This window comes from Hyphomonas sp. L-53-1-40, assembly GCF_000682775.1.
In the GTDB taxonomy this organism is placed as follows: domain Bacteria; phylum Pseudomonadota; class Alphaproteobacteria; order Caulobacterales; family Hyphomonadaceae; genus Hyphomonas.
Genome location: NZ_AWFI01000017.1, coordinates 20,114 through 43,791 on the forward strand (window position 1 = coordinate 20,114; position 23,678 = coordinate 43,791).

The 23,678-nt window shown below is 54.6% G+C and carries 19 protein-coding genes; 11 read left to right on the plus strand and 8 right to left on the minus strand.

The genetic code is table 11. The annotated features are described in order from the left end of the window. Positions 1-182 precede the first annotated feature (182 nt). The 4 genes from L53_RS12195 to L53_RS12210 all read right to left on the minus strand — a co-directional run bounded on the left by L53_RS12195 (position 183) and on the right by L53_RS12210 (position 4,021). Positions 183-506, minus strand: coding sequence for a DUF736 domain-containing protein (locus tag L53_RS12195; protein WP_034815846.1), 324 nt, complete (start codon positions 504-506; stop codon positions 183-185). Between the two features lie 453 nt (positions 507-959). Next, the gene (locus L53_RS12200; RefSeq protein ID WP_051607907.1) at positions 960-2,978 is read right to left on the minus strand and encodes a ParB/RepB/Spo0J family partition protein; all 2,019 of its coding nucleotides are present in this window, start codon (positions 2,976-2,978) and stop codon (positions 960-962) included. Beyond that, positions 2,975-3,451 carry a hypothetical protein gene (locus L53_RS12205; protein WP_034815848.1) on the minus strand — a complete coding sequence of 159 codons (477 nt, stop codon included), beginning with the start codon at positions 3,449-3,451 and terminating at the stop codon, positions 2,975-2,977. Before L53_RS12205 ends, L53_RS12200 begins: the two co-directional genes overlap by 4 nt. A gap of 3 nt (positions 3,452-3,454) precedes the next feature. Next, positions 3,455-4,021 carry an antirestriction protein ArdA gene (locus L53_RS12210; RefSeq protein ID WP_051607908.1) on the minus strand — a complete coding sequence of 189 codons (567 nt, stop codon included), beginning with the start codon at positions 4,019-4,021 and terminating at the stop codon, positions 3,455-3,457. Positions 4,022-4,310: 289 nt separating this feature from the next. On the opposite strand from L53_RS12210, the gene L53_RS12215 reads away from it, so the two are divergent. Beyond that, positions 4,311-4,745, plus strand: a complete 435-nt coding sequence (locus L53_RS12215; RefSeq protein ID WP_034815851.1) for a GNAT family acetyltransferase — start codon at positions 4,311-4,313, stop codon at positions 4,743-4,745. 329 nt (positions 4,746-5,074) lie between these two features. Here the strand turns inward: L53_RS12215 and L53_RS12220 are convergent, their stop codons facing one another. The 4 genes from L53_RS12220 to L53_RS12235 form a co-directional block, all read right to left on the minus strand. Then, positions 5,075-5,893: a DUF2285 domain-containing protein gene (locus L53_RS12220; protein ID WP_034815852.1), complete on the minus strand. Its 819-nt coding sequence runs from the start codon at positions 5,891-5,893 to the stop codon at positions 5,075-5,077. A gap of 298 nt (positions 5,894-6,191) precedes the next feature. Continuing rightward, on the minus strand, positions 6,192-7,241 hold the full coding sequence (gene dmpG, locus L53_RS12225; RefSeq protein WP_034815853.1) for a 4-hydroxy-2-oxovalerate aldolase: 1,050 nt from the start codon (positions 7,239-7,241) through the stop codon (positions 6,192-6,194). Further along, positions 7,241-8,188, minus strand: a complete 948-nt coding sequence (locus L53_RS12230; RefSeq protein ID WP_034815856.1) for an acetaldehyde dehydrogenase (acetylating) — start codon at positions 8,186-8,188, stop codon at positions 7,241-7,243. The genes dmpG and L53_RS12230 overlap by 1 nt, the downstream gene beginning before the upstream one ends. A 12-nt stretch (positions 8,189-8,200) precedes the next feature. After that, positions 8,201-8,989: a 2-keto-4-pentenoate hydratase gene (locus L53_RS12235; RefSeq protein WP_034815858.1), complete on the minus strand. Its 789-nt coding sequence runs from the start codon at positions 8,987-8,989 to the stop codon at positions 8,201-8,203. Positions 8,990-9,117: 128 nt separating this feature from the next. On the opposite strand from L53_RS12235, the gene L53_RS16510 reads away from it, so the two are divergent. The 10 genes from L53_RS16510 to L53_RS12285 all read left to right on the plus strand — a co-directional run bounded on the left by L53_RS16510 (position 9,118) and on the right by L53_RS12285 (position 23,621). Further along, positions 9,118-9,861: an IclR family transcriptional regulator gene (locus tag L53_RS16510; RefSeq protein WP_051607910.1), complete on the plus strand. Its 744-nt coding sequence runs from the start codon at positions 9,118-9,120 to the stop codon at positions 9,859-9,861. 698 nt (positions 9,862-10,559) lie between these two features. Next, on the plus strand, positions 10,560-11,342 hold the full coding sequence (gene hcaB, locus L53_RS12245) for a 3-(cis-5,6-dihydroxycyclohexa-1,3-dien-1-yl)propanoate dehydrogenase (protein WP_034815860.1): 783 nt from the start codon (positions 10,560-10,562) through the stop codon (positions 11,340-11,342). A 72-nt stretch (positions 11,343-11,414) separates the two neighbouring features. Further along, positions 11,415-12,506, plus strand: a complete 1,092-nt coding sequence (locus tag L53_RS12250) for a YCF48-related protein (RefSeq protein ID WP_156947914.1) — start codon at positions 11,415-11,417, stop codon at positions 12,504-12,506. A 46-nt stretch (positions 12,507-12,552) separates the two neighbouring features. Continuing rightward, entirely contained in the window at positions 12,553-14,880 is a 2,328-nt protein-coding gene (locus L53_RS12255; RefSeq protein ID WP_051607911.1) for an RND family transporter, read from the plus strand. Between the two features lie 59 nt (positions 14,881-14,939). Continuing rightward, complete coding sequence (locus L53_RS12260) at positions 14,940-16,862, plus strand: hypothetical protein (RefSeq protein WP_034815864.1); 1,923 nt, start codon at positions 14,940-14,942, stop codon at positions 16,860-16,862. Between the two features lie 52 nt (positions 16,863-16,914). Then, positions 16,915-18,330, plus strand: coding sequence for an outer membrane lipoprotein-sorting protein (locus L53_RS12265; protein ID WP_198019811.1), 1,416 nt, complete (start codon positions 16,915-16,917; stop codon positions 18,328-18,330). Between the two features lie 175 nt (positions 18,331-18,505). Further along, complete coding sequence (locus L53_RS12270; protein ID WP_034815867.1) at positions 18,506-20,392, plus strand: AMP-binding protein; 1,887 nt, start codon at positions 18,506-18,508, stop codon at positions 20,390-20,392. A gap of 92 nt (positions 20,393-20,484) precedes the next feature. Then, positions 20,485-21,468 (plus strand): NADPH:quinone reductase, encoded by a 984-nt coding sequence (locus L53_RS12275; protein ID WP_034815869.1) that lies wholly within the window; start codon positions 20,485-20,487, stop codon positions 21,466-21,468. Positions 21,469-21,604: 136 nt separating this feature from the next. After that, complete coding sequence (locus L53_RS12280) at positions 21,605-22,645, plus strand: alpha/beta hydrolase (RefSeq protein WP_034815872.1); 1,041 nt, start codon at positions 21,605-21,607, stop codon at positions 22,643-22,645. A 238-nt stretch (positions 22,646-22,883) separates the two neighbouring features. Next, positions 22,884-23,621: a GntR family transcriptional regulator gene (locus L53_RS12285; protein ID WP_198019812.1), complete on the plus strand. Its 738-nt coding sequence runs from the start codon at positions 22,884-22,886 to the stop codon at positions 23,619-23,621. Positions 23,622-23,678 lie beyond the last annotated feature (57 nt).

The following is a 23,678-nucleotide window of genomic DNA, read 5'->3' on the forward strand; positions in this document are numbered from 1 at the left end:
CAAAAGAAAATTCTAATTGGGAGTCACTAAGATATGCGGCTTCGCGGCGATACCCTGTTTAACCATGCGCAGCGCGCATGACTTCGTAAGCATACAGATGCCCCTCTATCGAGCGAATTAAACATGCCAGAAGCCGCCCCGGAATGATCTCCGGAGCGGCCAGTTTGGCGATGAGTGCGGGGCTAGTCCCTGGGGTTCCAGAGGATCACGTGGCGGCCCTTCTTGCCTTTGACCGGTGCGAGGTTCGCGTAGATCCGGCGGGGACCGATCTGCGGATCTGCGAGGGTCAGCGAGACGTATTCTCGGCCCGAAGACTTTGCCTTGCGCATCCAGCCGCCGCCGATTTCGGTCGCGGTCTCGCCAGCGAAGATGCGGTAGTCCGGCTGGGCCTCTTCGGCTTTTTCCGCATTCTTTTCGATGCGGATGGTCGCCGAGAGGTTCATCATTGCGAGGGCGCCTTCGAAGCCGGTCTTGGTTTCGCTGACATATCCGAGTGCGTTTGCCATGGGGGTCTCCTTTTCGTTTCCGTGGCTGTCTTCGAGGGACACCGTGTCCCCGTCGACGCCGGACCGCCCGGACGGCGCGGGGCGGGCCTGAACCTGTAAGGGCGCAGCAGAGCGGAGCACCGGACTGGAACGCGAATTTGTCTCGCGAGGAGCCGCGCAGCGGCGGGGAAATTCGTGAGACTGGCCGGTTTCGGGGCCGTTTCGCACCGTCCAGGTCACACGGCAATAGACGTGAACAAGGGGTCTTTCGGGGCAAGCGGAGAGCGGAACAGGCCGCTTTGGCAATCGCATTCGGAGACCACAGGAACCCCGTAGACGGGCGATTTTTCGGAGGCGCATCCGGTTTGATCTGAACCGCGCGGGTGCGTAGTCATCTGGTAAAAGCATGCGGAAAAGCCGCCCGACATACTGCCGGACGGCTTCTGCTTCCACGGACGAGGAGACCGCAATCTGTCAGGCGGCGTCCTGCTCTGCAATAGGTTGGTCTTCGGCAAGAATTTCGGTCTCGTCTGACGTAAACAGGCTGGCGATCCGGGCCCACGCATCTGCTGGCGGCGATCCCGCATTTGTCACGAGGCGCGTGGGCGGCACCTGCATCCAGCCGGGACGCCAGCCCGGATTGGCCTCACACCCTTCGCCCACGATCCGGTTCCAGATCAGGTCCTTCTGGGCTTTTCCCGTGTCCGTGAGGGCCGCTTTCGCCGTCGAGGGCGACGCGATGTCTGCCACCATGGCATTGATGGCGCGCTTGTCGCGGACGAGATCAAGGAAGACAGGTTCTGGTTTCCAATAGGCCGCCATGTCGGTTTCTGTGGCGACAGCAACCGCTTCAACAATCGCCCCACCTGCTTCCAGTGTATCGGACATGACGAACGTGAGCACGGTGAGGACTTCCGCATCATCCATTCCGAGTAGCGCCGCAAAGACTTCGCAGAGGTGATAGGCATCACCATTCGCACGCAGGGAAGCCAGCCCATGGGCTTCGAACATGTGGAGCACATGGTCCCCGGCTGCGTTCATCTCTGCGGTGGCGCGGGATGCTTCGACGCTCACCTGAATGTCTTCCTTTCGGGCAAGGAATTCGTGCCGTCTGACAGTCCACAGGGCGGACCCGACCATGGCATGAGCGACCATCAGCCGGAGGGCGATTCCAGGGTGGGAAAGCAAGGTTGCGCGGGCAGCCCCATGGCGGTGCAGGCCGATATATTGTGCGAGCGGACCGGACATTTCAGGCTTGGCATCGGCTGATTCCGCGTCGTCGCCGGGCCTTGTGCGCTTCTCTTGTTTGCGGGCCTCGGCCTGCGTGATGTAGCCCTCATGGAAGGTCACAGTGCCATCATGGCGGACTTCGACGATCACGCTGCCGCCCTTGGTGCGAGGGCACTTCACATGCTCCCAGCTGGCAAAATACTTGCCCCGTTCGAGAACCTCCACATTGCGCCATCCGGCGTCAATGTAACTCTCAACCTTGGCTGCCAGCGCTGCCGATTGGGCTTTCCAGAACGTCTCGGCATCTGCGAACACACCCGTCTCTCCGAACAGGTCAGCCGTGATTCGGCCGTCATAGCTCACCAGATCGAACAGCGCCTTGTCCGTCGTGATTGTGGCGCCGCCCGTGATCCATGCCTTGCAGGCGCGGCCCATGGGCGCGCGCTCCGTCTCGCTCCGGAACAGGGCGAGCCACGCGGCTTGCTGGTCCTTCGTGGCGAGCGTTAGCGCGCGGATCGTTTCCGGGTCGATTTCCTCTTTCGCGTAGAGTGCACGGATCGGTCCGGAGAGATTGGCAAGGGCGAGGATGCGGCGGACTTTCAACTCCGTGACCCCGAAATGTCCCGCAATCTCGTCCACCGTCCGGCCTGCATGCGCCAGCTTTCCGAACGCAGTGTACTGCTCCATTTCCGTGGCGGGCAGGCGGGCGACATTTTCTATCAGGGAGGCTTCGACGGCGGCGGCGTCGTCATCGGCCTCCATGATCGCGCAAGGGACGGCGATCGATTTGCCGGTCTCTGCGGCAATGACCTGCAGGGCATGGAAACGTCGGCGTCCGGCGACAACGCCATAGCCGTCGCCTTCGGGGCGGACCAGAAGCGTCTGGCGGATGCCCTTCTCCCGGATGGAGGGCAGGATATCGGAGACATCCGGGTCTTTGCGGCCATGCCGCATATTGAGCTTGCTGATATGGAGTTGCTTGATGGGGATGGTTTTCAGTGCGGGCTGTGCCATGGGATTGTCCTCCTGTGCTGGCGGGTAAAGCGAAAGGCCAAGCGCCCATGCCGGGCCTCTCCAGTTGATGGGGGTAAAGGGGAAGCCTTCTGCGTCTCGTAAAGCGTGCCTGTCGGTCTCGCCCCAGTCGTAGTCATTGAGGGCAATCAGTGGCGCGCGGCCATTGACCCAGATTTCAAGGACGCGGGAATCCTCAATGACGAGTGTCATGTGTGGGCGTGGCCCCAGAATATGATCCAGCGCGCTCATGCTTGCGTCGCCTGTGCAGGCGCGGACGCCATCAGCCGTTTTAGTGCGGCGCCGCCTGCAGCCAAGGCTTCGGGAAGCAACTCGTCAGCGACTTCACTCAGATAGGCGTTGTCGGACTCCGGATAGTTTGCCTCGATACCCCAGAGGCTGGCGGCATGGTCGTCCAGTTCCACGCCTTCGCATTCAATGGCGAGTACGACCCCGCAATAGAACCACTCATCCTTGCGCCAAGCTTCCATGACGGCTTCGGCCTCGGCGTGCGCTTTCGCCAGCCGCGCACGGAAATTGCTTCCGGGGCCAATAAAACCCGGATCATTGATATAGAGCGATGGCCAGAATCCGTCCTGGCGCTGGTCCGGTGCGTCCGGGCAATCGTCCCGGACAATCCGCGCGGTGATCGCAAAGCCCTCAACCTCGCAGGCAATGCTGTCGCCTTCGCAGACATAGCGGTCAAATCTCTCCCGGAACGCCATGGCTCAACGGCTCCAGAAGATGTGGACTTCATCAAAGCCCGTCTGAAACACCATGATCTCGCCATTCAGCGCCATGTCGCGGGCCAGCGCCTGCCAATCGATATAGTATTCGAGTGAGGCCGGAATCTCGGTGCCGCTGTCGCGCGTGACTTCCTCGGCAAAATCTGCGGCGCTGTGATATGAGCCCGCATAGTCCTCGAAGGCGGCCCGTGCCTGCTCAAGGTCGTCGCCGAATTCACAGTAGAGTTTCGCCCCGAGCGCGCCATGCTCGCCGATGAAGTCTGCCAGCGCGCACACCGTTTCGAACGAAGCATATTCAGACAGGCGCGCGCCTTCGAACCCTTCATAATCATGGATGGCCCATTCCTCGGCGTCCGGTTCCGGCGACGCCGCCAGCATGGCGCGAACCTTTTCTATGACCTCGTCCGGATCGGTCGCGTCGATCCACGCCCCATGCAGCCGCCCGTTATTGTAGGCGGCAAGGCAGGCAACATAGATGCGGGATGTGTCTCGCAAATCCGGTCCGGTAGAAGTTCCAAGGGGAGCGGGTGTCTCGTGTGAAGGGGTCATGTCAGCCTCGCAAAATTGTCCTCTCGCCCGCGTTCTTTTCCCGGCAGGCGGGAGGGGGCGGACGAGAGGTGCGGGCGCCCGGGCGTATGAGGGCCGGGGGCAAGGCGGGAAGGTAGGAGGCAAGGGGAGAAGCGAGCGGTTCCAGGTCACCGGCGCCTTGCGCGCGGGCCGCGCCCGGGCAGACGCGCCGTCCGCCCCCTCACGGCTGCTGGGAAAGCTTGTCCACGCCTGAAAACGCGAGACAGGCAGGGTGGTGCCCTGGATACGAATCCCTCCAGACACGTGCGTCATGACCTTGCACATACGAGACTTCCGGGAAGCAGACCGCGCAGCATTGATTGCGCTCTGGGGAGCCTGCGCGCTGATCCGACCGTGGAATGATCCGAATGCCGATATAGACCGGGCGGTCACGTCACGTGATGCCGCCATCCTCGTCGGCACAGTCGATGACCTGGTCGTCGCCGGCGTCATGGTCGGTCATGACGGCCATCGTGGCTGGATCTATTACCTGGCTGTCAGCCCGGACCGTAAGGCCCGCGGCCATGGACGCGAAATGATGGCCGAGGCTGAGCTTTGGCTGACGTCCCGTGGCGCGCCCAAGGTCCAGCTCATGGTTCGCGGCGAGAACCAGCATGCGGCTGCCTTCTACGACGCCCTCGGATACGAACGTCAGGATGTCACCGTGCTCGGCAAGTGGCTCACGCTATCGCCTGAGGCTGACTGAGGTTTCGAGAGGCCACGCGTCCATGACCCCTCTGGCCGTCAGGCCAGTGGGAAGCATGCAGCGCGGCCCCCAGCCGGCGAGCCCCCGCAGCGCGCGGCAACCCGAACGGGTGGCCGCGTGACCGGAGACGAGCCGGGCCGGTCAAATGATGTAGAAGAGCTGGAGGGCTCTCGCCTCCCGGACAGCCCCGCGTCAGCGGGCGGGGGAGGGGCGGGGCCTACAACTGCATTGAGATACTCCGAGGTGTCTATCAGTTCGTAAGCCGCTAATCGAATAGGGCGTTCGACCGGATGACGTCGTATGCGCTCTTCGATGTGCGAAGGGGCAGGTCAAAGGTTCTCTCCCAGAAGGGAACAATATCCACCATCCCGCAGGCGCTGGCCCTTGGCGAGCAGGCGGGCCATTTCGGACTTCATGGCGGACGACGGTCCGCCCCATTCTTCCGAGATGCGCTTCTCACCATAGAAAATCGTCGCGGTTTCACGATAGGTGAGTCCCGCGTCGTGGGCATCCAAGGCGACAAGAGCGTTGCGATAGCCGAGGCCCTTGCGTGACCAGACAGGAGGCGACATGTCGTCGTCGCCGTAGACCTTCTGGGCACGGTTCAGCGCATTCACGTGATCCTGCATTGTGCTGAATCCCGAGATGGAGAATTCCATTTTTACAGGCTCGAGGGACAAGAGCGACTTGCCACTGCACCTGACCTGGATCGAGCACTTCTTACCTTTGACAAGGATGTGTTCGTGCTCGAAGGCATCCACGAGATGGATGATCTTGCAGAGGCGCGTGCTCTTTTCGAAGATTTCGTCGATCTCGCCGCGCTCTCTTTCACGCACGTGAACGGCGACCTTGCGGGGATAGGTCTTGTCGGACCAGAAGACATGCGTGGTAAGGGCCGACTGATCTGGGTTCGGAAAATAGAGAAGTCCCCAGTCTTCGGCTTGGCGGTCCTGCTCGCAAAGCCGGAGAAGCTGTATGTCACAACATGCCGTTCTTGTTTCAAAGTCAGGTTGCGCAGCATAGGCGGCGGCTTTCAGCGCGGAATTGCGCCGGGCGAATTCCCAGGCCCAGTTCCCGCGTGAGAGATTGGCGGTGTAGTCATACCTGGCGAGGGTATCGTTCAGGTCTTCTATCGTGTGAACAAGCATGGATCTGCCTCCCGCGTCAGGGGAATGCAGAAGGCGTGCCAATTTCAATTTATCATGGAAATTTCAAGGTTGCTCGCTTAGGTCAAAAGGCGATGAAAATGTGCGCTCACCGAACTAAAAGCACTGTACGCACATAAGCAGATTGAGCGTGTTCTGACTGCGCCGTTCGTCCAGACAGATTGAATATCGCAGCCGTCACAATTACAACAGGCTGCATCGAGAGATTGATACCAGATAGATGATTGTAGTCTCGCATCGTGATCGCGATGCAAGACAACAGTCAATAAAGATTGGTCTCTCACGTCGCAAGTTTTTGAGTGGATTGTTGTTCTTTCAATATATCCAAGGCTACGTCGACGATCATATCTTCCTGGCCACCAACCATACGCCTACGTCCTAGTTCAACCAGGATTTCACGTGTATCGATCCCATAATCTTTCGCTGCCTTCTCTGAATGCCGGAGGAAGGACGAGTACACCCCGGCATAGCCCAGCGAGAGCGTTTCGCGATCAACGCGGACGGGGCGGTCCTGGAGTGGGCGAACAAGTTCCTCGGCGGCATCCATGAGCGCGAAAAGATCGCATCCATGCTTCCATCCCTTTCGCTCGGCGGCTGCGATAAACACTTCAAGCGGTGCGTTTCCCGCCCCGGCACCCATGCCGGCCAGCGAAGCATCCACGCGTCTTGCGCCATGTTGAACGCCGACAATGGAATTGGCGACGCCCAAGGACAGATTGTGGTGGGCATGGATACCCCGTTCAGTTTCCGGCTTCAGGACTTTGTCATAGGCTTTAAGCCGGGCGATGTATCCATCCATGTCGAGCGCGCCGCCACTATCGGTGACATAGATACATTCGGCACCATAGCTTTCCATCATGGCGGCTTGTTCAGCCAATTTCTCAGGCTCGACCATGTGGGACATCATAAGAAAGCCAACCGTGTCCATACCCAGATCTCTGGCAACACCGATATGCTGTTTCGACACATCGGCTTCCGTGCAGTGTGTGGCGATCCTGACAGACCTGACGCCAAGCTTGTAGGCATGCTTCAGCTCCTCGATCGTGCCGATCCCGGGAAGAAGGAGCGTGGTCAGTTTCGCCGTTTTCACTGAATCCGCGACGGCTTCAATCCACTCCCAGTCTGTGTGGGCACCAAAACCATAATTGAAGCTTGAGCCATTCAGGCCGTCTCCATGTGCAATCTCGATTGCGTCGACCCCGGCCTGGTCAAGGGCGGCGGCAATCTTGCTGACGTGCTCGATACCGTATTGGTGTCGGATCGCATGCATCCCGTCGCGCAGAGTGACGTCCTGAATGTAAAGATTGTCGGATTTGGGATCGAACGCCATCAGGCAGTCTCCTTGGCTAGCCGCCGGGCGGCGATCTTCTCAGCGGTCGCAATGCCAGCTGAAGTCATTATGTCGAGATTTCCCGCGTATGCCGGCAAGTAGTGGGCAGCACCCTCGACTTCCAGGAAGACGCTGGTCTTGATGCCTTCGAACGTGCCCAGGCCTGGAATCTTGACCGGGTTGTTCGAGCCGAACCGTTCGAACTGAACCTTTTGTTTCATCCGATAGCCGGGCACATAGGCGTTGACCCTTGCAACCATTGCTTCGATTGAGGCCTCAATTGCAGGCTCATCCGCGCCACTAGAGAGGGTGAATACCGTATCGCGCATAATCATCGGAGGCTCTGCCGGGTTCAGGACGATTATGGCTTTGCCTTTCCGGGCTCCTCCAACCTCTTCTATACCCTTTGAGGTGGTCTCGGTGAATTCATCAATGTTGGCCCGCGTCCCCGGCCCGGCTGACTTGGAGGCGATGGAAGCGACTATCTCCGCATAGTGGACTGTCGCGACGGATGCTACCGCTGCCACGATTGGGATCGTCGCCTGCCCGCCGCAAGTGACCATGTTGACATTTGGCGCATCCAGATGCGCATCGCCATTCACAACGGGAATGACATACGGCCCGATCGCTGCAGGCGTGAGGTCGATCATCACCTTTCCGGCGGATGTGACGACTTCATTGTGCCGCTTGTGCGCGCCGGCAGACGTCGCATCAAAGACAATTCCGATTTCGGGCCATACGTCGAGCTTCACGAGACCGTCAATTCCTTCATGCGTGGTCGCGATCCCCATGCGCTTTGCCCGGGCAAGGCCGTCCGAGTCGGGATCGATCCCGACCATCGCGCCCATTGCGAGACCCTTTGACTTGCGCATGACCTTGATCATGAGGTCAGTTCCGATATTTCCGGATCCGATGATCGCAACCTTGGTCTTCTTGAGAGTTGTCATTTCCTATGTCTCCTATTTCGCCGCAATTGCGAGGCGAACCGACCCAATACCTTCGATATCCGCTTCAAACAGATCACCAGGCTCCATTGAGGCCATCGGGCCAAGAGCGCCTGTCAGAACGACGTCGCCGGCCTTGAGAGGTGCTCCGAGTTCTGCGCATTTTCGTGCGAGCCAGAGTGCGGCGTTTAGCGGGTTTCCAAGGCACGCGATGCCGGCGCCATATGAAACCGGGCGTCCATTGCATTTCATCACCATGCCGGCATTGACGAGATCAAGCCCATGCAGTGCACGAACAGGCCCGCCCAGGACATATAGGCCTGATGAGGCGTTATCCGCGATCGTATCCGAAATGCGGATATCCCAGTCCTTGATACGACTGCCCACAATTTCGATGGCAGGCACGACGTGGTCTATGGCTCGGATAAGTTCGCTTGGTGTTGTATCCTGCGCGTTGATGTCCTTGCCGAGTATAACTGCTATTTCAGCCTCGGCCTTGGGTTGTTGAGTTGCTGACAACGGAATTTCATCACCGTCGCAATATTCCATATCCGCGTAGAGGACGCCAAAATCGGGCTGGTCTACGCCAAGTTGATTTTGGACTGCCGCTGACGTCAGGCCAATTTTTCTGCCAACAATTCGTCGTCCTGCGGACACCCACCGGGCAGTGTTGATCGCCTGGACCTCGTATCCGGCTTGCGGATCAAGACCAATGAGATCACGCACTGGCGCGCAGTAGGTTTGTCCCGCGTGTGCGTCGAACAGTGCATCTGCAGCCTTCTGAATTGCATCTCTGGAGATCATGGTCTGGTTCGCGTCCGTAAGTGACTAGAAATGTAGATCGCAAACTACGCGATGTACTTGACACTGCAATCCGAGGCAGGCCAACTACTATCACAATGTGATAAATGGAGATCCGTGTGACACGATCCATGTCTTCCTTCGACAAGGCGATGGCCTTGTTCGGAGCGCTTGTTGCGCAGGACGGTGTATTCGAATCAGACGCAATGAGTGTCCAGCTCGGAGTGCCGGAATCGACTCTGTACAGGCATCTGAATGCCCTCCATTCGGCCGGGCTCATCTGCCGATCCAAACGTGGACGATATTTGCCCAACCCTGTTTTTCTTATGAAGCTGGAGGGGTACACACCACATGCAGTGCTGTCGGAAATAGTACGACCCTTTTTGGACCAACTAAGTGTCGCGTTGGAAACCACGACCCACTTTGGCATTTTGGAGAACGACATGGTTACCTACCTCGCGAAGGCGGCATTTGAAGGAGAGGAGGTGTTCACGCGCGAGAAAGGGCAGCTGGAGGCGTACTGTTCTGCTATCGGCAAGGTGTTGCTCTCACACATGACGATCGACGAGCGACAGGCGTATATAACCAGCGGGCCCTTTCCAAAGCTCACGGATAAAACGATCACGGATCCAGGCGAAATCGAACGAGAACTACATCGCACGCGCAATAAGGGATTCGGCGTCGACGATGGCGAGGTTCATAACGCACTTTATTGCATCGCTGTGCCAGTCTTCAGTTCGCGGGGAATGGTCGTGGGCGCAATTTCTAGTTCATCTAGCCAGAGGTGGGCGAGTCCTAAAGAACAGCGTGATCGCCTGATTCAGCTCAACGGGGTAGCGCAGTCAATCTCTTCCACTTTAGGGGCTGGCGCCTGATCATGTGGAGATGAGAGCTCAAAAAAATGGGAGCCGCTTAGGCTCCCAGAGTTTGGCGGAGACTTAGCTCCGCCGGAGGAAACAGACTGGTTGTCGTATCTATTGGGCGTTCCCTGACCTTGAATGGCAGTGAAGCTCAACCTGACACGACACATTTGGGTTGAGCCGCTATCCGGTTGCGCGTCAACCTGGCCGGATGCGAATGAGTGGCATCGCTCTCACATTGTGAAACTTTATGGAATCTGAGCGCTCGGGTAAACGGGATTGGAATTCTGTACGCCTACCCATGATATTTGTACGTCGAGAATATTCTCGAAAGCGGCCATGCGCGAATAATCGGACATGTGGGAACATGGACTGCGTTCGGACTGTTCCCGAAAAGCCGAGAGTAATACGTTAGTGTGCGGAGTAAAATCTCAGAGTCGGGAGATGGTTTGTCGACATCCGGGGCGTCGGGCACTGTCCAATCCGGGAGTCAGATGTACTAAGTTGCGCTGGCGTCTGTTCCGTATGGCGAAATTAACAGCGGCATCGATAGCACAGTTGCCTTTGGCCACATGCAGATTTCGATCCTTGCTACGGAATTTGAGCTAGCGCTGTTCGTAAATAAATATTGACACAACCAAAAAAATCATTTTTTCTCAAAAAAAGAACAAAATCTTGCACTTCAAGCAAGGTTGTTAGGGAGGTACTCAATTATGCCAAAACTAAGCGGCAGTTCCGTTTTGATTACGGGCGGAGCCACGGGAATCGGCCGGGCGGTGGTCCATCATTTTGTCGAGGAGGGTGCCAGATTATGTGTCCTGTGCGTCAATGACGAACAGGCGAGTTCGTTGCGGGGTGAGTTCGGGGCTGAAGTTGAAACAGTAATTGGGGATGTGCGCAGTCTGGCAGACAATAAGCGCGCTGCGGCCCTTGCCGTGGAGAGATTCGGTGGACTGAACACCTTTATCGGCAATGCAGGGATATGGGATTTTATTACGCCTCTGGAAGCGCAGGATGAAGAAAAGCTCGAAAGAGTCTGCGATGATATTTTTAGTGTGAATGTAAAGGGGTATGCGCTCGGAGCGTACGCGTGTCTTCCTGCGCTTCGTCAGTCTAAAGGGTCGATAATTTTCACGGCCTCTAGCTCGAGCTTTTTTACGGGCGGAGGTGGTCCGCTATATGTGGCGTCGAAACACGCTGTGATTGGACTCATCAAGCAGCTTGCGAAGGAAGTCGCGCCAGACGTTAGGGTTAATGGCGTAGCTCCTGGAGGTACGATTACCAATCTTTCCGGATCGCCCTCATCCGAGCACGCAAAGTCCCAGATGGCTGAGATTCCAGAGATCGACAAACTTATCGAGGGCATGACACCGCTCGGATTTGCCGCAAAGCCTGAAGACCATGTAGCGCTATATGCGTTGCTTGCCTGTCCGGTGTCGGCTCGATACGTCACAGGCACAACCATCTTGTCCGATGGCGGTATTGGCGTGGGCTGACCCAGCCTGAACGCGTTCACCAACTAAGTCGAAATTGTGCCAGCGGTGCTGGCGGTCTTTTGGATCAAATCTATGAACCTGCCGGTCTCCAAATTCGCTCATGCTGCCGCTGCTGCTGGGGTGCTTTACTTCTCCCAACCTGGGGCGCTGGCAGAGCAGGCCGTTTTATCGCCCCCCGACATAAGCCCTCGGTCAAATATAGAGATGCCAACTGACGGACGTGTACGGTTTGTTCCTGATAATTTATTTGCCGTCGATTTTGTCTCTGATTCTGTGGGCTGGGCGGGGGGATACTACGGGACACTACTGAAGACCGAGGATGGAGGAGGGCACTGGAAGCGCGAGCCCTTGCCGTTTACGGACTTAATTAGGCGAATCGACTTTGTGGACGAGGCCGTCGGCATTGCTGTCACGAGTAGAGGCAAGATCCTGAGGTCTGAAGACGGGGGAGCGCATTGGGAAGTTGTGCATGTTGAGCCGGGCATTAACTTGCGAGATGTCTACTGTCTCGACGCCCAGACAGCTTGGGTCGTCGGACATGAGGCTACAGTGCTTCACACGTCCGATGGCGGTAAAACGTGGCAAACTCAGGCGTTATCCGGATATCAGGGGCGTGATCTACCGAGATTGAATGGCATTACACGTCTCGAGGACGGGCGGTTGGTTTTGGTTGGGGAGTTCGGCCTGATAGCGTCGTCAATCGATGATGGATTGAGCTGGGAGGTGCTGGACGCGCCCGATGCCTCGGTCACATTCACAGCGGTAGATGCATGGCGTTCGGAGGCGCTAATATCTGGGCTTGGCGGCAAGCTTACAATGGTTCGATTTGGTTCGGACAGTGACGTTGAAGAGGGCTCGGAACGCTTAGAGGACCGTGTCCCGACGATCACAGCTTTGTCCTCGGGGACAGATGCGCATTTGTTCGATCTAACATTAGACCAAGATGGTGACGGAGTGATCGTAGGCCAGGGCGGGGTGGTACGTGTAAAAGCTGGATTGCCTGTATCGGAATTGCTGCCCCTGGAGAGTAAGCCAGGATTCCTTTGGTACGGAGGAATCTCAAAAACATCTGAACACGGATGGTATATTGTCGTTGGGGCGAACGGTGCCGTACTAAAAACCGAATTCGATGTCTCAGATCCGGAGCCGTTAGTGCGGTGGTAACAGGAGTAGTTCGCTTGTTGCAAATTCAATCAAAGGCTCAAATTCAGTGGTAAGTTATATTTCGAATTTCGTCATAAGATTTCCCAGAATCATTCTGGCAATCGCTTTTCTGGTCACATCGGGGGCGGCTTATTTCGGCGTGACAGGTGTCTCGTTGAAGGTCGTTCTCGAAGATATGCTGCCTGCAAACCATTCGAATGTCGAACTCTATAAGGAGTTCCGGAGTCAGTTTGGTGGAGTCAATAATGTCCTTGTCGAAGTCGAAAATAAAGCAGGCGACATCTACAATTCGGACTTTCTTGAAACGTATCGGGAAGTATCAGACGAGTTCTATTTTCACGATAACAATATCCGCCCTCTGTTTGAGGCGGCCAATCTCCGGAAGACGAGATCGGTGGCCGGCGGGGAGGGGCAAATTCTGGTTAGTCCTCTTATGTGGCCGGAAGTGCCCCGCTCTGAGTCTGATATGGAGCATTTCAAACAAATCGTCAGGGGGCAGTTTCTCGGCTCATTGGTTTCACTGGATGAGCATTCAATGCTTATTTCTGCCGAGCTTTCAGAGGAGGTGGATTCTCGGGAGTTCGTCGCCTTTATTGACAATCTAAAATCAGAATTCTCGACGAAAGATGTAAAAATATCAGTCGTTGGCAGACCCGTACTTCTGGGTACGGTTAAGAAATATCTGCCTCAGATGCTGTTGGTTTTTGCGGCGTCTGTGCTGGCTATCGCTGCCGTCCTATTTTTCTATTTCAGATCCTGGGTTGGCGTTGCTGTTCCAATGCTCGTGGCCTTCGCTGTCACGATTTGGGGCTTTGGCGTCATTGGCTTGGTCGGTTACAATCTTGATCCCCTGTTGCTCCTGCTGCCGTTTTTCGTCTTCGCCACTGTCTTATCCCATTCAGTTCAATTCGTTTCGCGCGTTTTCGATGAAATCGAAAATAGTGCCACCATGCGTGATGCAGTAAAAGAAGGCCTTGAGCGCCTTCTGTTCCCGAGCACTGCGGCTGTGATTACCGATGCAGCTGGATTTACGGTTCTGGCTCTGGTGACTATCCCAAGCATACAGTCGCTTGCCTTCATTTGCACGTTTTGGCTTCTAACGCTGACCCCGGGAATTATTGTTGCTGCGGCGTTCATGGCGGTCCTTCGGAAGCCGACAAAATTCCGCACCACCTTACCGGGTCAAGCCGCACTAGCCAAAATATTTGGGCTGAAAACGTCCAGATATGTATTCCTCCCGGCTTTTGTCGCTGCGTTGATTGCGGGCATTTTCATTTCGCAGGGGCTAAAAATAGGTGACGCAGAAGGGAGCCCGATCCTGTGGAAAGATTCCCAATACAACAAAGATGTCAAAAAAATCAACTCAAGCTTTGACCGTGTCGGTACGGATGTAATGCAGGCCTATTTCTCCGGTGATGGAGAGATCATGCTAGATCCGCGTGTGTATCATCAGATCGAAGCATTTGATCGCTATATTTACGAACGAGTTCTTCCGGCAACTCGCGCACAGAGCCTTGTTCCGATTGTAAAAAATATCAACATGGTTTTGTGGGAAGGGGACCCTTCATACCAAACAATTCCTGATACAGAAGAAGAAATAGGATTTAACATTTACATGTTCCGGTCTGGCGGTGAGCCAGGAGACTTTGCCGCCTATACGAACCCGGAATGGAGCATCGGTAAGCTCTCAATTTATACGGGGGAGCATAGTGCTGACACCGTGAATGCGTTGATGGCGGCGGGCCAAGAATTTCTAAACACCTATCAGTTTTCAGATGGGGAGCCGCGTGTGAGGTTCGCCGGCGGACAGATCGGTATAATTAAGGCGAGCAACGACGAGATCGAGCATAAAGAAAATGTGCTCCTTATTGCCATTATCATCGTTATCGCAGTTAACCTGCTCTGGCTATATCGATCACCCGCAGTTGCAGTCGTGATCATACTTGTACTGACGACATCTCACTTTATCACCATGAGTGTCATGACGCTTATGGACGTGGGGATGAACTTGAATACGCTCCCGCTTGCTGCGTTGGGTTTGGGCCGTGGTGTTGATTACAGCATCTACATGGCAGACCGGATACGCGACGAAATGAGGCACGGCCATGAATTCGCGAAGGCGACGGGCCGGGCGTTCAACACGTCTGGTATTGCCGTGATAGTTACGGCACTGACGATGATACTGCCGCTATTGCCGTGGTACTTCCTGTCTCCGATCAGGTTCCAAGCCGAGATGGGCGTTCTGTTGGCGATCATCTTGATGTTCAACATGGTGGGGGCGCTCACTGTTGTGCCTGCAGCAATCGGCTTGCTGAAGCCGCGGGGATTTCCGTTTAGCACACAGAAGAAAATAGTCAGGGCGATGGTTGGTTAGATTGAGGGCGATAGAGCCTGGCTGCGCATCGGAAAAAATAGAAAGTGAGGGAGAGAAAGATGAACACCAAGAATAAAAAAACTAAAACTAAGTCGCAAAAGCTATGCCTGCTCGGGGCTACAGCATTTTCCACAGTCCTTATGATGCCGCTAGCAGCGAATGCCGAGTCATTGGCTGAAGCGCTGAACCTGCCCGACAATGTCTGGGTGGGCGGACGTCTGACGCAAGGGACGGGCGTCTATTTTGACCGGTATGGTGGTGGAACTGGAGTGGGGCCTTCCCAGTTTGTAGCGCAGCTTCAGGCTGAGTGGACTCCCAATAGCAACGTGACGGTCGTTTCCGATTTTTGGCTGCGCGGCGATTGGTACTATGATCTTGATGATGGAGATTCAACCGGGCCTGGCACGCAAGACTTTACTAAAGGCCCTCCGTTTCTAGATCGCTTTGATTTTTTACTCTCGCAGGATGGGGCGCTCACGCTGCCTGAACCGTTTGGTAATAGCGGTGAAGAAAATCGCATACTCGATGATTTCGAGCAGGACGTGATTAGAGAGCTGTCGATAGCGTTAGCTGACTCAGAGGGACGCGCGTCGCTGAAGATTGGAAAGTTTCAGCGAGGGTGGGGGCAAGCAGATGGCTTGCGGCTTCTCGATATTCTGAATCCACAGGATCTCCGCCAAAGGAGTATATTTACAGACACCGAGGACTTGCGGATACCTCAGTGGAGTGCAGCCCTATCATTGGATATCGACCAGCTTGGGTTGGCTGCTCCTTTCGAGGGGTTAGGACTGAAGGATCCATCACTGGAAGTGATCTATACTCCGGTGGTGCGCCATTCCGAATTCATCGTGAATAATCCCACGCCGAATTCCAGTACGTCCGGAGGCCCCTTCGGTCTGCCTTTCCCGAGGTTGGTGGAAGGTCAGTCGGGTTTCGGCATGCCCTTGTTGGGAGCAAGGCTGTCGGACAAGGAAACAGACGACTGGGAAGATTCCGAGGTCGGCATGCGGCTAAAATTCGATGTCCTTGGCGGGCAGGGGACAATTAATGGATTTTACGGTTTTCAGGATCTGCCGATAGTCGTCAACACCGGCGCAACAGTTCATATTGGCACATTTATTGGAGATCCAAATGCAGCGGGCGTTGTCAATGTGCCCATTGATCTCCCAACCACTATAGGTGCGATGAATGCGCCTGGTCAGTACGTTGACTTCATCCAGTCTCTCGCAGCTGGGACTGCGGCGCCGGGGGACTTTCCCCTAATTCCGTTCGGCTGCCTTGATATTCTGGATCCGGCGGCTGGAGGGGTGCCGTGTTCTATTACTGCAGATTTTGACCTCGATTACACACTTCGGCAAAAGACCGTCGGTTTTTCATTCACACGCGATATGACGGAGCTCCGATTCGGTCGAAAGGATGTCTCTCCGGTACTGCGTTTGGAGGCCGCATACGAGTTTGACAAACCCTTCAACAAGGGGGTGATTCAGAACCCCTTTGTGCCCGGGCGGATGACCGTCGGCACACCAGCTCTCATCACTACCCGTGACGACACAATCGCGAGACGAGATCAGCTGTCTGTCCTGGTCGGATTTGATTATAATTTCTGGGTGCCGGGGTGGGAATCGCAGCGCAGTTCGATTTTTATGACAACTCAGTTTTTCGAGATCCATACCGAAGATGCTGATGGGCTCCTGTTTCAGGCGCCTTACGCGCTTACAAATGTTGAAGAGAACCAGGAATTCATAACTCAGACGTACACGAAGGGTTTCTTAAACGACAAAGTGACTCTGGATGGCTTGGCGATCTGGGACATGGATAAAGGTGGCGTTGCGATAAGGCAGAGAATAGATTTCTCCGTAGGAGGAGGAAATTGGAAGCCCAGAATTGAAGTGGGCTACTTTAGCGGGAAGGATGAGCAGGGCCTTTTGGGGCTCTATAACAAATCGGACTACGTTGAGTTTTCTCTGACCTACCAATTCTAGAGAAACATAACGATAACGCAAAGATGTCTGGTTCTTGATGATGGAGAAGAAAATGAAACGGCTAAGCTTGAAAAGCTTTCTGATCGGAGCGACGGCGCTTATGGCAGTTGCGACTGCAGCAACGCCCGTAGCGAATGCACAAGAAGATTATATCGAGCGCTGGAAGGCGTTTGCCGAGGAGACGGGCTTGCCCGAACACAAAGCCTGGGCTGATATGCTTGACAATGATGAGACCCGAAAACTTGAGAAAGAGTGGAAGGATTTCAGAGGTTACACGGCCTCGAGCCTCATAGAGGACGCCGATATTCCGGGCGAGCTAAAACCAGGGTTAATCATCACGAAAGACAACCTGGCGTCAATGCCTTGGTTGTCAGACTATCTTCCAAAGTTCTGGATTGATCGGCTCAATAGTGAGTGGATGGGTGTCAAGGGTATCCGCATTGTTCCCACGAACCATTATTATATGCAGAAAGCTCTGCTAGATGCGACCAAGAAGCTGGGCAAAGATCCCTTCACGATTAATGAAAAGGGTGAGCTGGTTGACAGGGACGGAAAAAATGGCGTTCTCACAAAGAGCGGATTGCCTTTCCTGACACCAAAAAATGGTGATGAGCTAAACTGGTTGTTCAATGCGCACGGCGTGGGAACAGAAGATCTCTGGTTCAACCCGGTACTGATGACCGGCTGTAGCTCCAGCAATAAGGTCGAACGCTCTTACACAGGCAATATTTGGTGGCGCAAGATGGCGGGTAGAGTTGGTAAAACTCCGCTCGGTAATGTTCCGGGATATGAAGGTGTCACCGAAGCGGGTTCTTTGCTACTAACTTCGCCTAGGGATGTGCGAGGATTAGCCGGTGTCCGACTTCGGTACGCGGATGCTGACAAAGATGACAACTTCAAGATTTTCATCCCTACGCTCCGTCGTACTCGCACTCTTACTGGTACCAATGGCCAAGATCCAATTGCTCCGTCTCTGGAGCTCACTTGGGACGAATGGCGTAGTCAGTGGACCAAAACTGATAAACGCAAATTCAAGTACACCATGGTTAAAGAGGGCTTCGTATTAGCCGCACCGGAGGTTGGTGCAGCATACGATCCTTATCGTCCGGATGAGGCGCATTGCGCTTTGACGGGAATTGTTGACATGGAGCTGAGGCCGGTATGGGTTTATGATATCGATGATCTCACCAACAGCTACCAGTACTCCAAAAAACGCATTTGGGTAGATAAGGAACTCTACTATACCCAGTGGATGGAAATGTACGATCGTCGGGGTAACCTATGGCGGACTTGGGACGATTCACGCTGGTGGCAGCCCACAACGGGACGCGCAATGTGGCGTTCAGTGATTATTCCAAACTTGATTTCACAACGGCACACGATGCTCAGCATGTCGTCGGATTGGGAGAAAGTTGATCAGATGGACAATTCTTTGTTCGACGTCGATAAATTGAGAGACAAACGCTAGTCACTCTCGGGTTGGCATTCATCAAGATAGCCAACCCGCACGTGCTGCCGAGCTACGATTCACACCGAAGAAAATTGGAACTAGCCCGTCTTGGTCACAGGCCGGAAACTGGTTGTGCGGGTGTAAAGAACATAGTGGCGGCAAGGCGGACCCGGCAGTATTGGAAGACATTCTTATGGCAAGTTATAGAACGACATACCAGAAATGGGAATCGGCACCAGATGAGTTTTGGGAGGCAGCGTCTCATGCCGTGGAGTGGTATAGACCTTACGACGTACTCAGAGAATCGAAAGATCATGCGACCCGTTGGTTTGTCGGCGCCGAATGCAACATATGCTGGAATGCTTTGGACCGCCATGTGCGCGATGGCCGTGGAGATGATCTGGCGCTGATTTACGATAGCGCAATGACGGGAGCGGTGCGGAAGTATACTTATTCTGAACTACTCGATGAGGTTGGTGTACTTGCGGCCGTGCTAAAAGAGCGTGGGGTGAATGCCGGCGATCGGGTCTTGATTTACATGCCAATGGTTCCCGAGGCTGTGATTGCGATGCTTGCGACGGCGCGCATCGGAGCAGTCCATGTGGTCGTATTCGGGGGGTTCGCAGCTAGAGAGCTTGCCACTCGAATCGAGGACGCGACGCCAAGAATTGTGTTGTCAGCGTCCTGCGGGCTCGAGCCTGGTCGTATCATTGAGTACAAGCCTCTCCTTGATGAGGCGATCAGGCTCAGCCCGCACAAACCTGAGTGTTCAATCATTCTCCAGCGTTCTAGCATGACGTGCGAGCTTGAGCATGAGCGGGACTTCGACTGGGCCGCCCTGGTTGAAACCGCAAGAACGGCTGGCGAGAGAGCCGAATGTGTGAGCGTGGCGTCTACCGACCCGCTATACATTCTGCATACATCGGGGACGACTGGAAAGCCGAAGGGTATCGTCAGGGATCACGGGGGGTATGCGGTCGCTCTCAAATGGTCGATGGAATATGTATACAATGTCAAACCGGGAGAGGTGTTCTGGGCCGCATCGGATGTAGGATGGGTCGTCGGTCATTCGTATATTGTGTATGGTCCGCTTCTTAACGCCAGTGCGACGATACTGTTTGAAGGAAAGCCGGTCGGAACACCAGACGCTGCAACCTTTTGGAGGGTGATTGAGCGGCACCGGGTTAATACGCTCTTCACGGCACCCACGGCGTTGAGGGCGATCAAGAAAGTCGACCCAGCAGGCTCATTACTTTCCGGTTACGATCATTCCGGTTTCAGACAGCTGTTTCTTGCGGGTGAACGAGCAGATCCTGACACGATCCAGTGGGCAGAGCGTCTCCTCGACGTGCCAGTCGTAGATCACTGGTGGCAGACTGAAACAGGGTGGCCGATCGCAGCCAATCCGTTGGGAATAGAACAGCTGCCAACAGAATATGGTTCTAGCACAGTTCCTATGCCTGGATTTGATGTTCGCATTGTGGATGAGAGCGGTTCTGAAATGCCGCAAGGTGGGCACGGAGCTATTGTCATAAAGCTGCCGCTTCCACCGGGGTGTTTGCTGTCACTGTGGGAAGACGATGAGGCATTTCTAAAATCATACTTTGAGGAATACCCCGGATACTACAAGACCGGGGATGCCGGATATATAGACGATAAGGGCTACATCTTCGTCATGAGCCGCGTTGACGACATTATTAACGTTGCGGGTCATCGCCTGTCCACTGGTGCAATCGAGGAAGTGGTGGCGGCGCATCCAGATGTCGCGGAGTGCGCTGTTATTGGAGTTGCAGATTCTTTGAAGGGAGAATTACCAATTGGGCTCATCGTTTTGAACGATGGGGTCACGCGTGCAGAGGAAGAAATTACGAGAGAAATCGTAAACTTGGTGAGAACCGAAATTGGTCCGGTAACTGCCTTCAAGCGCGTCATCGTTGTCGATCAACTTCCAAAAACAAGGTCGGGAAAGATTCTACGGAGAACGATCAAGAGCATTGCGGAGTCGCAAGACTATGTAGTTCCGGCGACGATCGATGACCCGCAGGTATTGAATGATATCACTTCAGCCATTGCTCGGTAGGCGCGTATCCGGCCTCACCACACTGGCAATTGTCTTGGCGGCCCACAGATGAGTAATTTTTGAATCTGGAATTGACGCCAGAAAGGGAAAACATGAAAGCTTATATCTACGAGAATACAGGGCCAGCTGCGGACGTATTGACGCTGCGGGAGATGGTGATGCCGGCGCCTGGGGCCGGCGAAGTTCGGGTGCGGTTAAAGTGGTCGGGTGTGAACCCTTCTGATGTCAAAACCCGCAGTGGGCACATCCCCTCCACAATTCCATTTCCACGCATTCCTCATAGTGACGGAGCCGGACTGGTTGATATGATTGGTGATGGCGTTGACGATTTTCAGCCGGGCGATGCGGTTTGGGTCTGGAATGCCGCATGGAACAGAAGCAATGGAACTGCCGCTGAGTTCGTTGTGCTGCCTTCTGAGCAGGTCGAGCATATGCCGGACGGGCTGGCGCTTGAGAACGGTGCATGTCTCGGCATTCCTGCAATGACCGCCTGTCATGCCGTCGCAACTGACGGAGGAGTTCGGGGGCAGATTGTCCTCGTCGCGGGTGGCGCAGGTGCGGTTGGCCATTACGCGATTCAGGCGGCAAAATTTTGTGGTGCCAGAATTGTCATTGCGACAGTCAGCAGTGAGGAGAAGGCGGCCCTAGCGAGGCGCGCAGGAGCAGATTTTGTATTCAACTACAAAACAGACACGCTGGTCGAAGAAATCAACAAGATTACGGACCATCGGGGCGTCGACCGGATTATCGAAGTAGACCTGGCTGCCAACATTCAAACAGACGTGGCGGTTATGAAAGAGGGGGGGCTGGCCGTCATCTATGGCAGCAGTCAAAAAGAAATCGCTTTACCTTTCTCGCCGTCAATCGGGCGCAATATCTGTTATCGCTTTTTCATCGTGTACAAATTATCCAGGTCAGATAGGCAAAGAGCCCTGTTGGTGCTCCAAGACATGCTTAAGGACAAGAACGTCCTGCATAATATTGCAAAAAAAGTGAGCTTTGCAAATCTCGTGGAAGCCCATGAACTGGTTGAGAGCGGAGCGTTGCCGGGCAATGTCGTTTTGAGAATTGAATAGTTCGGCGGAGAGCTATGCGGTCAAGTTATTTCGGAGCAGCAGGATACCTCCCGAGGGGCTATCCGGACTTGCTTTTTTGGAACCGGCCTTCACGGACGCACAGAGACAATTTTGATTTCTGATTTCGGAAAAAATCATGCAACAAAGAAGCTCACAATTATTGACTGTCGGCTCTGCCCGAATTCACGCCGTGTGCGAAGGTGAAGGCCCACTAGTCATACTCGTTCACGGCTTTCCGGAGTCCTGGTATTCGTGGCGCCACCAGCTTTCAGCTTTAGCCGAGGCCGGTTACCGGGCCGTTGCCATTGATCTAAGAGGCTATGGGCGATCATCCAAATTCTTGGACTCCGAATATTATCTGATCAAATCTGTTGTCGAGGACATCGTGGGTGTGGTCAGGGCGTTAGGTGCCTCAAGTGCCGTTGTCGTTGGGCATGACTGGGGGGCAATGATTGCCTGGACGGCGGCCTGGTTGCATCCTGAAATCTTCCGTGGCGTTGTGGGGCTTGCAATTCCTTTCTCTGGGCGCGGGCTAATTGCTCTGCCTGGCTCTCCTTTCGGTGAACGCTCTCCAGAAGATATTCATAAAGAATTGGCTGGACCAGACCAACAATTCTATCAGGACTATTTTGGTTCGCTGGCACCGGCCATACGGGAATTCGAAGAAGATTCGGGTGGTTGGATGCGCGACGTTCTGTGGGCCTTTTCAGGCGAGAGTATGAAGGGTGCGGGTTTGTCTGGACTTTTGGACTTACCGCAAGTGGACATCATACGTGCGAGCGCCCTTAGTATACCGTTTGGTGCTCGAATGCGGGACAAAATGCATGCGCCAGCCGATCTTCCGGTCTGGTTGAGAACGGATGATTTGGACTTCTATACGCAAGAGTTCGAGCGGTCAGGAATGATAGGGCCTTTTTCCTATTATCGAGGTATTCAAAAGAGTTGGGAGCAGCTTGAGTCACATGACGGCACTCAGCTTCTTCCACCTGCGATGTTTATTGGGGGAGAGTGCGATGTCACGACAGGATGGGGGCTAGAGGCAATTGATCGTGTAGGCGAGTTCGTTCCGAATTATGTCGGGTCGCACATTCTATCCGGATGCGGTCATTGGATTCAACAAGAACGGCCTGAGGAAGTAAATGAATTGGTTTTGAGATTCATGAGAGTGCTTGTTTGAGGCGCGCTACGCGGAAGTGCGAACGCTAACGTGCGTCTGGATTATCTCTCGAGTGAACATTTTGTCAGGCGCTTGGGCAAAGGATAATGAACACGAATATCGGGCGTGCGTGGGACTCTATGGCCCAGACGGAATGCTGAGAAATCGGGAATGAATCCTGAATTTTGTTGACATAAGAAAAAAAATAATTTTATTTGATAAAAAAGAATAATCCAAGGTGAGGAAGAGACTATCAATCATGTCCACGGGTGAAATGTTCCAGCGCCGGACGGAATTTGAGTCCGAATCAGACGGGCCTCGGAGCCTGATTGAGTCGACTTACGAGCAGTTGAGTCTCGATATTATCCACGGCAAGTATGGACCGGGTGACAAGCTGCGGCTTCAGCCACTTAGTGAAAATTATGGAGTGAGTGTTGGCACTGTGAGGGAGTCGTTATCTCTCCTCGTGTCGGATGGGCTCGTCCTTACTCAATCCCAAAAAGGTTTTCGAGTGGCGCCGATGTCGCTTGTTGATTTCGAGGATTTGACCAAGGCGCGGGTTCTGCTGGAAGCATCAGCGTTGCGGGATAGTATCGTATCCGGGAAAGATGACTGGGAAGGTCGGGTTGTCCAAGCATATCACCAACTGTCCCTTGCGGAGAGAAGGCTCGAAGCTAATCCAATCGCAGGATTCGAGATATGGGAGCAGCGCAATCAGGAATTTCATGATGCGCTCGTATCGGCTTCTTCCTCTCGCTGGGTGCAGAAGTTCCGAGTTATTCTCTACAAGCAAGCGGAACGCTACCGGCGGTTGTCTACAGCCAGTCGAGTAAGCCCTGGCGTGTTGGCTCATTCTGAACACGAGAAGATTTTCGAGTTGGCCATTGCGCGTGACGCCGATGCGGCAGTTGAGGCGCTATCTTTTCATATTTGGTCAGCCGTAGAATTCTTGAAGGGGCGTGGTCTGATTTTGGAAAGTCCGGACAAGGAAGGCTAATTCTGCCGGCAGGCCTCATATTAAAAATGGAGGCATGGGCGGCTCATGATATCAAGG